Annotated in this window: 13 protein-coding genes and 1 riboswitch; of the genes, 1 reads left to right on the top strand and 12 read right to left on the bottom strand. The window is 35.6% G+C overall.

Features of this window, described 5'->3' with window-relative positions; all coding sequences use genetic code 11:
* Window positions 1-205 precede the first annotated feature (205 nt).
* Entirely contained in the window at window positions 206-1,780 is a 1,575-nt protein-coding gene (gene serA, locus AB3M96_RS12475) for a phosphoglycerate dehydrogenase (protein WP_412967941.1), read from the top strand.
* A 36-nt stretch (window positions 1,781-1,816) separates the two neighbouring features.
* On the opposite strand, the gene AB3M96_RS12470 is transcribed toward serA, so the two are convergent.
* From AB3M96_RS12470 to rluB, 12 genes are all read right to left on the bottom strand, one after another.
* Window positions 1,817-2,629, bottom strand: a complete 813-nt coding sequence (locus AB3M96_RS12470) for a histidinol-phosphatase (protein ID WP_412967940.1) — start codon at window positions 2,627-2,629, stop codon at window positions 1,817-1,819.
* 68 nt (window positions 2,630-2,697) lie between these two features.
* Window positions 2,698-3,633 carry a peptidoglycan DD-metalloendopeptidase family protein gene (locus AB3M96_RS12465; protein ID WP_412967939.1) on the bottom strand — a complete coding sequence of 312 codons (936 nt, stop codon included), beginning with the start codon at window positions 3,631-3,633 and terminating at the stop codon, window positions 2,698-2,700.
* A 301-nt stretch (window positions 3,634-3,934) separates the two neighbouring features.
* Window positions 3,935-5,167 carry a GerMN domain-containing protein gene (locus tag AB3M96_RS12460; RefSeq protein WP_412967938.1) on the bottom strand — a complete coding sequence of 411 codons (1,233 nt, stop codon included), beginning with the start codon at window positions 5,165-5,167 and terminating at the stop codon, window positions 3,935-3,937.
* Complete coding sequence (sigX, locus tag AB3M96_RS12455) at window positions 5,142-5,693, bottom strand: RNA polymerase sigma factor SigX (protein WP_412967937.1); 552 nt, start codon at window positions 5,691-5,693, stop codon at window positions 5,142-5,144. The genes AB3M96_RS12460 and sigX overlap by 26 nt, the downstream gene beginning before the upstream one ends.
* Before the next feature lie 110 nt (window positions 5,694-5,803).
* The gene (locus AB3M96_RS12450; RefSeq protein ID WP_412967936.1) at window positions 5,804-6,307 is read right to left on the bottom strand and encodes an ECF transporter S component; all 504 of its coding nucleotides are present in this window, start codon (window positions 6,305-6,307) and stop codon (window positions 5,804-5,806) included.
* Window positions 6,307-6,723, bottom strand: a complete 417-nt coding sequence (locus AB3M96_RS12445; RefSeq protein ID WP_412967935.1) for a DUF4430 domain-containing protein — start codon at window positions 6,721-6,723, stop codon at window positions 6,307-6,309. The genes AB3M96_RS12450 and AB3M96_RS12445 overlap by 1 nt, the downstream gene beginning before the upstream one ends.
* 243 nt (window positions 6,724-6,966) lie before the next feature.
* Window positions 6,967-7,189: riboswitch (cobalamin riboswitch) on the bottom strand.
* Between the two features lie 94 nt (window positions 7,190-7,283).
* Complete coding sequence (locus tag AB3M96_RS12440) at window positions 7,284-9,068, bottom strand: ATP-binding protein (RefSeq protein ID WP_412967934.1); 1,785 nt, start codon at window positions 9,066-9,068, stop codon at window positions 7,284-7,286.
* Window positions 9,065-9,781 carry a response regulator transcription factor gene (locus tag AB3M96_RS12435; protein ID WP_412967933.1) on the bottom strand — a complete coding sequence of 239 codons (717 nt, stop codon included), beginning with the start codon at window positions 9,779-9,781 and terminating at the stop codon, window positions 9,065-9,067. The genes AB3M96_RS12440 and AB3M96_RS12435 overlap by 4 nt, the downstream gene beginning before the upstream one ends.
* Before the next feature lie 297 nt (window positions 9,782-10,078).
* Window positions 10,079-11,251, bottom strand: a complete 1,173-nt coding sequence (ccsB, locus tag AB3M96_RS12430) for a c-type cytochrome biogenesis protein CcsB (protein WP_412967932.1) — start codon at window positions 11,249-11,251, stop codon at window positions 10,079-10,081.
* A 2-nt stretch (window positions 11,252-11,253) separates the two neighbouring features.
* A complete protein-coding gene (locus AB3M96_RS12425; protein WP_412967931.1) occupies window positions 11,254-12,918 on the bottom strand; it encodes a cytochrome c biogenesis ResB family protein in 1,665 nt (554 codons plus the stop codon).
* Between the two features lie 12 nt (window positions 12,919-12,930).
* On the bottom strand, window positions 12,931-13,458 hold the full coding sequence (gene resA, locus AB3M96_RS12420) for a thiol-disulfide oxidoreductase ResA (RefSeq protein ID WP_412967930.1): 528 nt from the start codon (window positions 13,456-13,458) through the stop codon (window positions 12,931-12,933).
* A gap of 312 nt (window positions 13,459-13,770) precedes the next feature.
* On the bottom strand, window positions 13,771-14,508 hold the full coding sequence (rluB, locus tag AB3M96_RS12415) for a 23S rRNA pseudouridine(2605) synthase RluB (RefSeq protein WP_412967929.1): 738 nt from the start codon (window positions 14,506-14,508) through the stop codon (window positions 13,771-13,773).
* Window positions 14,509-14,798 lie beyond the last annotated feature (290 nt).

Here is a 14,798-nt window from a genome sequence, read left to right as displayed (position 1 = left end):
CTAACAAAGGGTTCTTTTTTTAGGGTTAAAATAGTTTAGCAATCAAGCCTCCATATAAACAAAAAACTTTTTATCTAATAAAACGCTTACATTGCAAATACCCTCTGATACCTCATTGACAGTCAATTTTTAATATGTTAAATTATCAGAAATTTACTTGTTCTGTCCTTTTGATTACAAATGTAAAGTAAGGGAGACGATGGAGATGTATCGAGTATTAGTGTCTGATTCAATGAGTAAGGAAGGGTTATATCCACTTTTAGATAATCCTATGATTGATGTTGTACAGAAGAATGTCAAAGAAGCTGTTGATTCTCTACATGAGTTTGATGCTTTATTAGTAAGAAGCGCTACAAAGGTAACCGAAGAGCTGCTCTCACAAATGCCAAATTTAAAAATTATTGCACGAGCTGGAGTTGGTGTAGATAACATTAATGTTGAGTCAGCAACCAAATACGGGGTTATTGTTATTAATGCTCCTGACGGTAATACCATTTCAACAGCTGAACACACTTTCGCGATGATGGCTTCTCTAGTACGACATATTCCACAAGCGAATATCTCTGTAAAATCAAGGGAATGGAGCCGCTCAAACTTTGTAGGTGTTGAATTAGCTAATAAACATCTAGGTATTATTGGACTTGGGCGTATTGGTTCAGAAATTGCAAAACGTGCTCGCGCTTTTGAAATGAAAGTTCATGTATTTGATCCATTTTTAACAAAAGCTAGAGCCGAAAAGCTAGGTGTTGATTTATGTACCTTAGATGAAGTTTTAGCCGTAGCAGATATTATTACAGTACATACTCCTCTAACAAAAGAAACAAAAGGTCTCCTAGGAAAAGAAAATTTATCAAAAACAAAAAAAGGCGTGTACTTAGTTAACTGTGCTCGCGGAGGTATTATTGATGAAAATGAAGTTGTCAACTTCATAGAAAATGGTCATGTAGCAGGAATGGCTCTAGATGTATTTGAAGTGGAGCCTCCAGTTAATAATCGCTTATTAGAATTTGATCAAGTTATTTCTACACCTCATTTGGGTGCTTCAACAAAGGAGGCTCAATTAAATGTAGCAAGTCAGGTTGCTAAAGAGGTTGCTGAATACTTCGAAGGAAAACCTGTAACATCAGCAATTAATATGCCAGCATTGTCAAAGGACATTTATGAAAAAATACAACCTTTTTATGGGCTTTCTAAGAAGCTCGGACTACTTTTATCACAATGTATGAACGAACCCGTCCAAGAAATCTCAATTACATATGCAGGAACTGTAACCAATTTAGAAACGTCCTTTATATCTAAAGGGCTTTTAGCTGGATTCTTAAAGGGAAGAATTGATACAACTGTTAACGAGGTCAATGTAGCAATGGTTGCTAAAAGTATCGGGATTACATTTGGAGACAAGATTGCTACCAATAGTTTTGGTTATTCCAACAGCATTACTGTTACTGCTCTCGGCGACCATAAATCATTTGAAATTAGGGCAACTTATGTCCCCCACTACGGCGGTAGGATTGTTAGTTTAAATGGTTTTAATATAGATTTTGAACCTGAAGGAAATCTTTTGTATATTCAACATACTGATAGGCCTGGAGTAATAGGCAGAGTTGGACAAATTTTAGGGGATAATTCAATTAATATTGCAACAATGCAAGTAGGTAGAAAAGAGGCTGGTGGAGAAGCAATTATGATGCTAAGTTTCGATAAACCAATGACAGAGGATGTTGTTGAAACCCTAACAAAAGTAACTGATATTGTAACGATCCGAAAGATAGAGTTTTAATATAAACAAAAGCAGGCAAAATGCCTGCTTTTTGTTTTACCCTAGTGGCACTTCTCTTCGTTCACCTTTAGTGAATGTCATAAGTGTATTGTAGCCTACACTTTTTGCTAATTCTATCGCTTTGTCATAATCTGCTCCAACATGTTCAGGTTTATGAGCATCAGAAGATAAAACGATTGGAATCCCCTTATCGAAACACATTTGTAAAAGCCTAGGGTCAGGATATAACTCTCCGACAGGCTTTCGTAATCCAGCTGTACTTATTTCCACACAAGTCTTAGAATTGGCCAATGCGGTTGTCCCACGATCATATTGTTGTAATAAGAATTCTTCGTCGTTTGGGATATAATTAAAAATCTTTACAAGGTCAATATGCCCAATAATATCAAATAAATTAGATTCTGCGAGCGTCACTACTTGGTCATAATATTTTTCATATGTATCATATAAATCTCGTCTATCCCATTCTTTCCGAAACTCAGCAAGGTCAATTCCAAAGTCATCAACCCAATGAATAGATCCGATCACATAGTCAAAGTCATACGAAGAAATAAATCGCTTCATTTCTTGATGCTTTCCAGGGGTATAATCCATTTCAATTGACATTTTCACGTCAATATTACTTCTCCAGGCTTGTTTAAATAAGTTAACGTAATCATTCATATCATAATAACGTCTCTCGTCAACCCAAGGATTCCGCAAAATATCTTTCGTCTGGTAAAAATGATATGCGTGTTCTGAAATTCCGAAATGTTCAATCTTTTTTAAACGTGCTTCCTTAATAAACTGCATTAAGTAGTCAAGATCTAAAGTACCTAACTCTAAATGATTATGATAATCAGTAAGCATCTAGACTCCCCCTCAAAGTTTTAACTATTATAACTGAACAACCCTTTGAGGGAAAGCTAAATATTATATTATTGTTGAGTTTTTTCAATTACTAAAACTTGATTCGGGAAAATCATATCATTATTTAGCTGGTTAATTGTTTTTATTTCTTCCACAGTTAAACCAACTTGACTTGATATAACTGATAATGAATCCCCTGACTTCACAGTGTAGGTTTCTTTTTCATTATGATAAATATCCAAGGACTGACCCACTACCAATAGAGAAGAGTTTAACTTGTTCCATTCCATAATTGAATCGATAGAAACATCAAATTCTTTTGAGAGATCCCATAGTGTTTCTCCCGTTTCAACTATTACCTTGGTTACCTTCTCTCCCTTATTCTCAAGTGCAGCAGCCTCTACAAGTGTTTCTTCTTCATAATGATAACCTTTGCTTAAGCTTGCTAATTTCCTTTGCATTTCTGCTTGTTCCTTTTCCATTAAAGCGGTTACTAAAATTGGCTCATTAGTCAAAACAAACAAGGGATCAATTGCATTATTTCTTGAAGAGTTCCACTCTCCGTTATGTACTTCAAAATGTAAATGCGGGCCTGTCGATCTACCCGTACTTCCAATATGTCCTATAACTTGACCTTTACTTACTTTTTGTCCTTCTTTTACCATTCGCTTACTTAAATGTGCATATACAGTTTCATAGCCATTTGGATGTTCAACAAATATGACATTACCATAAGATCCTGCATAATTTGATCTTTTTACTATTCCATCCTCCACTGCATATATATAATCCCCTTGCGGAGCTGCAATATCTAGTCCTTTATGATTACCCTGTCTTGTACCGAAAGTATCGGTTATCCTACCCACTACAGGCCAAGCCCATTGTTCAGTAGAATTAATAGTTGGAGCTTCATGAGCACTTGCACTACGACCTCCAATAAAGAGCAATCCTATACACGCGGCCATAACAGCTACGATAGTTATTCGTTTTAAAAAATCTAGCATCGTAATCCTCCTCAGCAATTACTATGGTTGCTATGATTATTATGTAAGCCCGTCTTTAAATAGAACATGCTTCTCTCCTTCCTTACGACCACCTCTACTTCCAATTTCTTTATTTCTAAAGGTTCTACGGACACCCTTACATTATTTGAAAAATTTTCTTATATTATGTAAGAAAATTCCTATATAGGCCTAATGGCTTAGAGAAAAAAGAAAAACGTGTCCACTATACATAAAAGAAGGTGTTTTCTTTCATGCAATTTGACACGCTAAAAATAGAAAAAGAGACATTTAAATGTCTCTTTTAATTTAATGGTAATGGATTCGGTGCTATTGGAACGTCTACTGGTTCTCCGAACTGTACATCACCAATACGATCTATATTTCCGTGGAACGTAACAGTTTCAAAGTCAAATTCCTTAGCTGTTAACAGAATTGCTTCAAGCATTCTTATAAAAGTATCATTGTTATCGAGGCCAGTATCGTCAGTGAAAGTGATAGCTAAGTTTGTACCATCTGGTTTAATAGTCTCTAAATTAGCATTAGCTGGGATTGTTGGTTGTAACTTATAATCGCCCTGTCCCAGCGGCTCACCCATTGCTTCAAGCGCCTCCTTAATTGTTGAGTATTCTTCAGATGAAGGGGCTAAAAACTTATGGCCAGATTCTTCATGCATGTAGTAAAGATATGCATATTTCGTATCTTTTTCTAAATCTATATTCTTTTCAACTATCCCTTCATTCCCATTTATTACACCTAATTCATTGTTTTTGTATAACTCAACATGCTGATAATCATCAGAAAGTAAACGGAAAGATTCTAAAAGATTTTTAAATTCGTTTCCCTGTGCACTTGTAAAAGATTCCGTATTCACATTATCAGCTACATCAGCTCGAACAATCTTCGAGCCGTCTTTTTCTACTATCTCTGAAAAATCAGAGAAGAAGGATGGTATTGGGTCAATCCCTAGATTAGGATTTCTAAGAATGATATCATTTACAAGCGGAATATTCTTTTCCCATTGTTCAATAGCATTATCTCCGTCAGATTGGACAACAATTGATACCGTTGTAGGAAAATTCGCTCCCCCTAAGTAAACACTGTATGTCAAGAGTATTTCATTGCTATCAAGATTCTTAACCGTATAGCTTTGCTGCTCTTCAGCTATCATTACCCTTGAGGCATCTTCTTTATCACTTGGTTCGGACAACATTCCGATTGAATCATTCCCAAGGTCTTCTTCAGTGCTTTTTTCACTGTCCTCAATTGCCATACTTGCATTCTCCATAGCTTCATCAGATGAAGATTCCGAGCCTAAATTAAAATTATTTAGGAAGGAAGGAGCTAGTATGAAGAACAATAATGCTGCTGCAGCTGTGGCAATAGTCGGAACGAACCAAACCTTTTTTCTCTTTTTCTTATTAACCTTTAGGGATATGTTCTGATAAATCTCGCGTGGATTTCGGTGGTCTTTTATTGTCGGCATTTGCATCAGCATCTGCTCTAGCTGTTCATCGTTCCACTCTGATTTTTTCATCAACTGGTCCCTCCTTTATCCCCAATTCTTCCATATATGCTTTCAAAACTTTCAGTCCTCTGTGCTGAGTTGTTTTCACTTTGCTCTCAGTCCACCCGAGTGCCTCAGCTGTCTCCATAATTGACAGAGATTGGATATATCGTAAAACCAGAACAAGTCGCTGGTCCGTTGTGCATTTATCCAAGCAGCGGTACATCATTTGTACTTGTTCATTCTGCAACGCAATATCCTCAGGAAGTGGAGCATAATCCTTTACTTCTTGCTTACTCCAGTCGAAAGACTCCATAATACGCTGTTTCCAACCTTTTTGTTTTCGAAAAGAATCAATTGCTACATGCCTAGCAATGGAAAACAGCCATGTTTTTTCGCTACTTTTACCTTCAAATCTATCATACGATTTTAATACTCTAATATAAACTTCCTGAACGAGATCTTCAGCCAGTTCACGATTTTTAACCATATAAAATAAGAAGGAAAAGACATCGTGATGATATTTTTCATAAAGTTCCTCAAACAAGGAATCCATCCCTATATCCTCCCGTTCAATGTATTAGTCGTAGTTTCATAAAAAAAGTTACACTCTCAATATAGTATGTTTTCAACAAAAAAGGAAGAATATTTTGGGAATATTCTTCCTTACTTAATAGTAGTTAAAGTTTTTAAGAGTAATAGCCGTAATACAGGATATAAAATAATAAAAAAGAGACCATTTCCTATCGCATGGCTAACATCAAATGGTAAGCCTGCTAGATAGTAAGCAAAAAATTTGCCCGTAAATAAATACGTTGGAAGAGAAATAACAAATCCAAATAAGAATCCGCAAAAGACTGAATACGCGGTTAAAACTGCGAAGGGAATTTTCTCTCGATAATTCCCTAACATACCACTTACTACTCCGATAATTCCCCATGCAACAATTTGACCAATTGTCCAAAGTCCCATACCCATTACTAGATTTGATAGAATCGCGCTAAAAGCAGCTAATACAAAACCGTAAAACGGTCCTAAAAATAAACTTACTATAACGATAATACTTGTTGTTGGTTGGACATTTGGTATAAAAGTAAATGTTATTCTTCCGACCACAGACAATGCAATTAACATCGATAATAAGGTTAGTTTTTTAACTGAGACATTCATTATTCCCACTCATGAAGATCAAATTCAACCTTGTCATCAGGGTTTAGTTCGTATTCGTTTGCCCCCACCATAGCTTCCTCTCCATTTACGGAATAAAACCATGACGTTTTATCTGCTTCACTACCTGCAACACCATTTATACTCGAAATAAAGGCACCATCGAATTGAGTTTCGATTTCAAAGTTTTCCTGCATAATATCCATTACTGTAACTTTTTCTTCACCATCAATTTCAATTTCTTTTTGTTCAATAACTTCTTCTCCATTATTTTTAGAGATGATAACTGTAACAACTTCGGCTTTTTCATTAACCCCGGTATTTTCTGGAGAATTGTTAGCAGGCTCCTTTACAGTTTCATCATTGCTGCATCCAAATAATAATCCAAGTGATAGTAAAACAAACAATAATTTTTTCATGACTCCTTGCTCCCTTTGTGATGTTTTTTATGTAAAGTGCTTGAAAGCACTTTATACCATTAACTACTCAAGGGTGGGTTAACAAGTGATTCTCCACCTTATTGTGAAAATCACTAATTCTTTTTTTCTTCTTACAATAAAAAAAACCCACCAACGGAGGTGAGCTTTTTACATAAAATAATAATGAATAGTACATGTACGACCACTAAGATTTTATGGTAATTCTCACTCCCCGGAGAATAATAAATTATACAGAGATAGGCAGGTCTACTGACTTAAGTTTCTTCCTACTTTGAGCCCTTCCCGAATAACCAACAGCTTAAGGCCATCTAATTATTCAGTGGTATTTACTCATTTCGTCCACTTTTACAGTTGCGGGGACAGTTCTGGATTCGCACCAGATTCCCTATTAAGTCTAATGGAATAAATAATTCATTCCTTTAACACCTATAACTCTACTTTATTTAATTATTTGTCTTTAACTATCTTACTTGATGGTATTCTATTTTACAAGAAAAATGTTTCTTATGGAACAAGAATCTTCGGCACAATGCTTCAAATTAATCGTTTTTTCGAGGAAGTATGAACGTAAATGTTGTACCTTCGTCAAGCTTACTATGAACTGATATATTACCTTGATGTGAATCAATAATATTTTTAACAATTGCTAATCCTAAACCAGTGCCTGATTTTCCCCTCGTCCTTGCTTTGTCAGCTTTATAAAAACGCTCAAACACAAAAGGTAGATCTTCCTCAGGGATACCTGATCCAGTATCTTTAACTTCGACAAGAATACCACTTTCTTGAGCAGAAACGTGAACCTCTACGTTTCCTTCCTCATCGGTATGACGAATTGCATTATCGACAAGATTTGTTAATACTTGCTCAATTCGGTCTGGGTCAATAAATAGCTCGCCGATTTGGCCATCCACTCTAGATGTTAACGTAACTTTATTATCTTTGGCTAAACCTTGGAACTTACGAACCACACGATTAATCAACTGGTCAAAATCGACCTGTTCTTTTTTTAATGTAATATTACCAGATTGCATTCTTGCTAAATCTAACAACTCATTAACAAGTCTACCCATACGTAGGGACTCATCATAAATGACTTTTACTATTTCTTTCTTTTCTTCCTCTGAACTTGCAATATCATCGATAATTGCTTCACTATATCCTTGTAACATGGCAATAGGTGTTCTAAGCTCATGTGAAACATTAGCAATAAAATCTTCACGGAGCTTGTCTAATCTTCTTTCTTCCGTCATATCACGTAATACCGCTACGGCTCCCCTAATATACGTTTGGTTATATAGAGGACTCATTAATATCACCCAGCTTCTCCCTTGAAGCGTTATTTCAACAAACTGTTCTTTTTCAAAGGAAACTGCACGCTGAAATAAATCTCGGACCTCAGGAGGAAGTTCTTCTCCTACATTTTGGTACATACCCTGTTGATAATACCAAGCCTGTAGAAAACGCTCTGCAGGTGGGTTTGTAACTAGAATCGTGCCGTCTCGATTTAATGTAATAACTCCATCTGCCATACTATTCAGTATGCTCGAAAGCTGCTCTTTCTCTTGGTTTAACGCATTAATATTATATTTCAACTGCCTGCCCATTTGATTAAGTGCCATTCCAAGTGCACCAATTTCGTCATGGGTTAAAATAGGAACCTTAGTATCGAATTTTCCCCTGGCAACTTCAAATGCTGCTTCTCTCATCTTTCTTAGAGGGGCTGTTATTCTAGTTAATAAGAAAAATGCAAATACAGTTGTTGAAATAATTCCTACGCCTGCTGCTAGAAAAATAAATTTAGTTGTATGCTCTGTTGTTTGTTGAACAACATCTAAGGATTGATAAAGAAATACTGCGCCCTTTTGATTTTCCTCGATATGGAGAGGAGCACCTACAACAAAAAGCTCGGATGCTTGTTTATTTAGTTGATTCTCTTTTGGAAGAAAAACCTTTTTACTTTGATTTTGATCATTTTGTAAAACCTGTTTTAAATCAGGATCATTTAATATAAGGGAAACCGGTAAATTTGCAATAGCCTCTCTATCAGGCGAAACCCAATGAGTCTTTTCATCTGCAATTATAATAACCTTTGTTTCCTTATCAACAAGCTCCCAAGCAATGGACCTGGCAACATCTTTATTGTCATGTTGCTCCATTATCACTGCTATGTTTGATGCTAATTGAGTAAGATTTCTCTCTGCTTCTTGCGCATGGTAATTTTCAAAGTATTCCATTAGGAGAATAGTTAAAATAAATAATACAAAGGAAACTAATAATAGAATGGTAAACCATAGCTTCCCTACAACACTTCTCCAAAACTTCATTCTTGGACTACCTCAAATTTATATCCTACTCCCCATACTGTTACAATCATTTTCGCAGCATCTTGTGATACTTTGTTTAACTTTTCACGTAATCGTTTCACATGAGTATCAACTGTACGTAAATCTCCAAAGAATTCATAATGCCAAACCTCTTTTAATAGTTGTTCCCTATCAAATACTTTATCCGGTGATTTAGCCAAAAAGCATAACAGTTCATATTCCTTTGGAGTAAGACCTACTTCTTTACCATCTGCTAATACACGGTGCGCATCATTGTCAATTGTTAGATGAGGAAATACGATAACATCTTTAGCTGTCGTTTCAGTTTGTAAGAAAGAAGTTAATGATGAACGTCTTAATAGGGCTTTAACACGTAACACTACTTCTCTAGGACTAAAAGGCTTAACGATATAATCATCAGTTCCAACCTCAAACCCTTGAACTCGATTCACTTCTTCCCCTTTAGCAGTTAGCATAATGACAGGAGTTGATTTTTTCTCACGTAATTCGCGGCACACTTCTATTCCATCTTTTCCTGGCATCATCAAGTCAAGCAAAATTAAGTCATATTCATTTTTTAACGCTTTATCTAAGGCCTGCTCACCATTGTCTGCTTCTTCAATCACATAATTTTCGCGTTCCAAATACATTTTTAATAGACGACGAATTCTTTCTTCATCATCAACTACTAATATTTTCGCTTCGTTTTCCATACTATTACCTCCAATAGCTTGTTAAAAACTTTACTATCATAAAAATCACTGTATATATACTTAACCACATCATTATCGTACATAAACTTTTCACGATTATCTATAACATTTATCACACTCGTTCACATTTATACAAAGAAAGTCAAAATTTAGACACATTCCTTTCATATTTCACGTAACAAAAATCTCATAGACATATGATAAGTTGACGATGGAAGTGTTGAAAAATTTTAAGCTGTAAGTATGTAATGCGTACTTTATTGAAAAAAGCCTTCATCCGTGATGAAGGCTTCCGAGTTAAGCATATGAATGTAGACCCGCAATTACTAAGTTAACAAATATCGTATTAAACATGATGATAAAGAATCCAACTACTGCTAACCAAGCTGATTTTTCTCCATGCCAACCTTTTGAAAGTCGTAAGTGTAGGAATGCAGCATAGAAAAGCCATGTAATAAGAGCCCATACTTCTTTAGGATCCCATCCCCAAAATCTAGTCCAAGCAATTTGTGCCCAGATCATGGCGAAGATTAAAGCACCTAGTGTAAAAATTGGAAACCCAATAGTTACTGAACGATATCCAATTTCATCAACAAGATCAAGGTTCAACCTTCTAGTAAGTGGCTGTAGTGCTGCACCAACACGTTTACGTAGTACTAGTCGTAATAATCCATAAAGGATAGAACCCGCTATGATAGACCAAAGTAAAGTATTTACCTTTCTAGCACTTAAAAGTGCAGGTAATTCAATAGGCGAAGATAATTTACCTTCTGTTAATAATTCTCCTTCGTTAGGCACAACTAGGGCTGGTAAGTGATATTCCATTTCTGCCTCTAGACCTTCTTTATCAACCCAAGAGAATACAGATTCATATTTCATAGCACCAAATATGGAAGAAATAGCAATAAATCCTATTACTACTACTAATACGTACATAATAAATTCTAACCAAAATGTCTTTTTACTTTTCACAGTCTGGTCAACTACTCTTAACAAATATAAAATACCTGAAATAAAACTAATTGATAATATCGCTTGTCCAAGAGCTGCTGTTGTCACATGAATATGCAGCCAGTCACTTTGTAAAGCTGGTATTAACGGGGAAATTTCTCTTGAGAACATACTTCCATATGCAATGACTAACAATGCAATTGGTAATGTAAAGAGTCCGAGAATACTTGTTTTATATATAAAATAGATAATGATAAATGCTAAAACTAACATCATTCCGAAGAATGTAATGAACTCAAATAAATTACTAACAGGTGCATGACCTGCTGCAATCCATCGAGTAATAAAATAACCTACCTGTAGTACAAAACCGGTAATGGTTATTATAATACCAATATGTGACCACCGATTATAACCATTTGTACTTTTTTTGTCTCGTATTGCCCCTCCAAACACGAATGTGGCAACTAAGTAGAGAATAAAAGCACCATATAGTAGGTTTGAGCTTAATTCAGCCACAATTACCCCTCCTTACTTTCTTTCTCATTTTTTACGTCTACTTGATCTATTGGTTCTGAAATTCTAGTATCTGCTAGGACATATTTGATATCATTTTTTAAAGCAAACCAATTTTTATTGGTATGACCGGCAACCAACACTTTATCATCTTTTAATTGAACCCAAATACGGCGATGATTCCAATACATTCCTTGGATAACACCTATCATGAATATAGCTCCGCCAACGGCTAGTATCCAAAGTGTAAAATCACGTCTAACTGTCAATCCTGAAACATTCTTCACATCTACACCAGCAAAAGACATTTGATACTTATTATCACCTAGCGGTTCAATGTTTTGCTGTATTGCCACAAAACTGATTTCGCCCTCTTGCTTATCTGGTGCAAACATTTTAAAGACGAATGCAGGATTATTAGGTATTTTGGATTTAGTAGCTGGTTCTCCATTTTCATCAAAGAAAAAGTCAGGGAAATAACTTACCATTTCAACTGAATAACCATTACCCAGATCATATTTACTTTGAGGATCACGCAAGTCTATTGTAAGAAGTCCGAAGTCCTCTTTTGTAGCCTTATCTATCATTTTGAAAGACATTGCACTAAACTCATTTAATTTATAGTCTACCTGATAAAAAGCAAAATTGTCATGCTTTAATGGTTGATTTACTTTAATCTCATGTTTTTTGATTTCTTTTAGTTCTGGTTCAATACCAGGAATAATCTCATCTGTTCTTTCATATAAAATAACATTTGTTTGATAGTTTTTCACTACCATTGCATTTCCAGCCTGTTCAATTGCTTCCTCAAAGACTTCTTTTTCATTTTCCTTATCATAAACTTCTACTATGAATTGTTCGCTTTCTAAATAATACTTGCCTTCTGTTCCTGGTACACTTTTTGTTTCACCTTCACGTACCCAAAGAACTTCATCTACATACATTCCAGGTACGAACCGGAGCATACCACCAAAAAGAAAAATGATTAAACCAACATGGTTTACATATGGACCCCATCTAGAAAAACGACCTTTTTCAGCAAGTATATTACCGTTTTCTTCACGTACTTCATATCGTTTTTTACGAAGTTTATCTTTTACAGTTTCTAAATCTGACTGGACATTTTGTAGTGTTGTACTTCCAAAGACACGCTGTCTTTTTAAAAAGTTCTCATGGCGTGTGATCCCTTGCTTTTTCAAAGCCTTATACAATGGAACTACACGATCAATACTACATATAATTAATGAAATACCAAGCATTGCGATTAAGACCATGTACCACCACGATCCATAAAGGTTATGAAATCCTAATTGGTAGTATAATCTTCCGGTAACACCGTATTCCTGCTCATAGAAATCTGCCGGATTCATTGCAGGCGGTATGTATAGTTCTTGTGGATAGATAGTCCCAAGTGCTGAAGCGACTAAAAGAGCGATTATTATCCATATCCCTACTTTTACCGATGAAAAGAAGTTCCAAATTTTATCGACTATCGTTTTATTATACGTTTGAGAGCGACGAGCACTCCCTTCATACCGCATATCTAACAGATTTTTCTTTTCAGTGTTTTCTTTATTTACTTTGACATCTTCAAGTGGTTTTCCACAAGCTTCGCAAAATATCGTACCGTGGGGATTAACGTGCCCACACTCACATTTTACATTCTCCATCAAAATAACTCCCTATGGCTTTATTTGCTCCATATTATGTTGTATCACCTTATCTGACATTTCTCCAGTAATAATGTTTACAACCTCTCCATTTTTATCGATAAATAGAGTAGTTGGCAATGGGTCAATGCCATAGGCATGTAGCAATTGTTCCCGCTTATCAATTACGACAGGGAATGATAAATCGTATTTGTCTATGAAGTTTTTCACACTAAATTCTGGTTCCCCAACATTGACAGCAATTACTTCAATACCTTGATCTTTATAATTTTGATACTGTTTGTCTATGTACGGAAATTCCCGTTGACACGGTTTACACCATGTACCCCAGAAGTTTAAGAATACACCTTTTTCCCCTCTGTATTCTGATAAACGATGCTGTTTTCCATCTAAATCAGTTACAACAAAGTCTGGCGCCATGTCTCCAACTGCTATTTTTTCTTTACTTGTAAAGAAATTAACATATAATGTGTAAACGAGTGCAGCGGCGAGGAGTGCTAGAATTATTGTTCGAAAAACTAGCCGTCGCTTTTTTCTCATCCTACTCTTCCCCTTTATGAAACTATTATAAATGCTATTTGGCTTTTGTTCGCAAAGTCAACTTTATGTAATATATTATTTTTTCAGAAAAGAAGGGTTAACCTAAAAAGTGAAAAAAAGCCTATGGTTCACATTATAGCATTTAATAATATAGTGACATTGTTAATATTATGAAGGTTATGTGACAATTGAGAATGGTTATTATCATAGACGTAAACTACCATTTCTGCAAGGTCACCTGGGGAAAATACTCCCCATATAATTTTTAGACTTGTCCTTACCTAACAACAAGCAAATACAGATATACCACTTTTATTTAAGTCTATTTCCTTGCGTACTTGCCAGTGCCCTTAGTTGCTTTACTTCGTGAGGAAGAAGTTCACGATGTCCACCTGTTTGTAATCCTCGAAGGTTTAGGAATCCAAATCTTTCTCTTTTAAGCTTTAGGACTTCATGTCCAATTGCTTCGAACATTCTACGAACCTGTCTATTACGCCCTTCATGGATCGTTAATTCGATAATTGCTGTTTGCTTTCGTTTATCCATTGACAATAGCTTTGCACGAGCTGGGGCAGTCATACCGTCCTCTAACTTAATTCCTCTTTCTAGCTGTCTTAATTTTTCCTTCGTAGGTATTCCTTTTACTTTAGCAACATACACTTTTTCAATCTCGTACTTAGGATGCATTAAAAGATTTGCAAAATCGCCATCGTTTGTTAATAAAATTAAACCCGACGTATCATAATCTAATCTTCCAATCGGATAAATTCTTTGTTTAATCTCAGAGAAAAAGTCCGTAACAACCTTCCTACCTTTATCGTCACTTACACTTGAGATAACTCCTCTAGGTTTATAAAACAAAAAATAAACAGGTTCTTCCCTTTCTAGTGGGATCCCGCTTACCTCAATTTTATCGTTTTGACCAACCTTTGTACCCAATTCTTTTACAACTTTCCCATTAACTCTAACATGGCCTGTCTGGATTAACTCCTCGGCCTTTCTTCTAGAAGCTACACCCGCATGAGCAATAACTTTCTGTAAACGTTCCATCTATGTTCACCTCTTAAACATCTTACTTGTTTATTTATTATTTCACAAGATAAAAACATTACCTAGTTTGTCCAATTACTTGTTTTCGTATAAAAGGTACTTAGACTTAAAGCAGAATCCCCCACTAAGTCTGGACTTGCTTGGTTTTGGGTTTAGTTTGCCGTATGAACGCCCAACTCGGCTGGACTTGCTTGATGTCGGGTACTCATTAGCAGTATCAACAACCAACTGATTAGGTGTGCGTGGGGTTGACAACCTATTATTTAATAAAACAAAAAACACGCCATACA

It is taken from the genome of Ferdinandcohnia jepli (genome assembly GCF_047246645.1).
Taxonomy (GTDB): Bacteria; Bacillota; Bacilli; order Bacillales; family Bacillaceae_L; genus Ferdinandcohnia.
Note: the sequence above shows the minus strand (reverse complement) of the source record. Positions and strands in the feature narration are given on the sequence as shown.

What these genes read in the sequence shown, in the direction of transcription:
- serA (WP_412967941.1), top strand. Translation starts at nt 206, where the DNA reads ATGTATCGAGTATTAGTGTCTGATTCAATGAGTAAGGAAGGGTTATAT.
- AB3M96_RS12470 (WP_412967940.1), bottom strand. Translation starts at nt 2,629, where the DNA reads ATGCTTACTGATTATCATAATCATTTAGAGTTAGGTACTTTAGATCTT.
- AB3M96_RS12465 (WP_412967939.1), bottom strand. Translation starts at nt 3,633, where the DNA reads ATGCTAGATTTTTTAAAACGAATAACTATCGTAGCTGTTATGGCCGCG.
- AB3M96_RS12460 (WP_412967938.1), bottom strand. Translation starts at nt 5,167, where the DNA reads ATGAAAAAATCAGAGTGGAACGATGAACAGCTAGAGCAGATGCTGATG.
- sigX (WP_412967937.1), bottom strand. Translation starts at nt 5,693, where the DNA reads ATGGATTCCTTGTTTGAGGAACTTTATGAAAAATATCATCACGATGTC.
- AB3M96_RS12450 (WP_412967936.1), bottom strand. Translation starts at nt 6,307, where the DNA reads ATGAATGTCTCAGTTAAAAAACTAACCTTATTATCGATGTTAATTGCA.
- AB3M96_RS12445 (WP_412967935.1), bottom strand. Translation starts at nt 6,723, where the DNA reads ATGAAAAAATTATTGTTTGTTTTACTATCACTTGGATTATTATTTGGA.
- AB3M96_RS12440 (WP_412967934.1), bottom strand. Translation starts at nt 9,068, where the DNA reads ATGAAGTTTTGGAGAAGTGTTGTAGGGAAGCTATGGTTTACCATTCTA.
- AB3M96_RS12435 (WP_412967933.1), bottom strand. Translation starts at nt 9,781, where the DNA reads ATGGAAAACGAAGCGAAAATATTAGTAGTTGATGATGAAGAAAGAATT.
- AB3M96_RS12425 (WP_412967931.1), bottom strand. Translation starts at nt 12,918, where the DNA reads ATGGAGAATGTAAAATGTGAGTGTGGGCACGTTAATCCCCACGGTACG.
- resA (WP_412967930.1), bottom strand. Translation starts at nt 13,458, where the DNA reads ATGAGAAAAAAGCGACGGCTAGTTTTTCGAACAATAATTCTAGCACTC.
- rluB (WP_412967929.1), bottom strand. Translation starts at nt 14,508, where the DNA reads ATGGAACGTTTACAGAAAGTTATTGCTCATGCGGGTGTAGCTTCTAGA.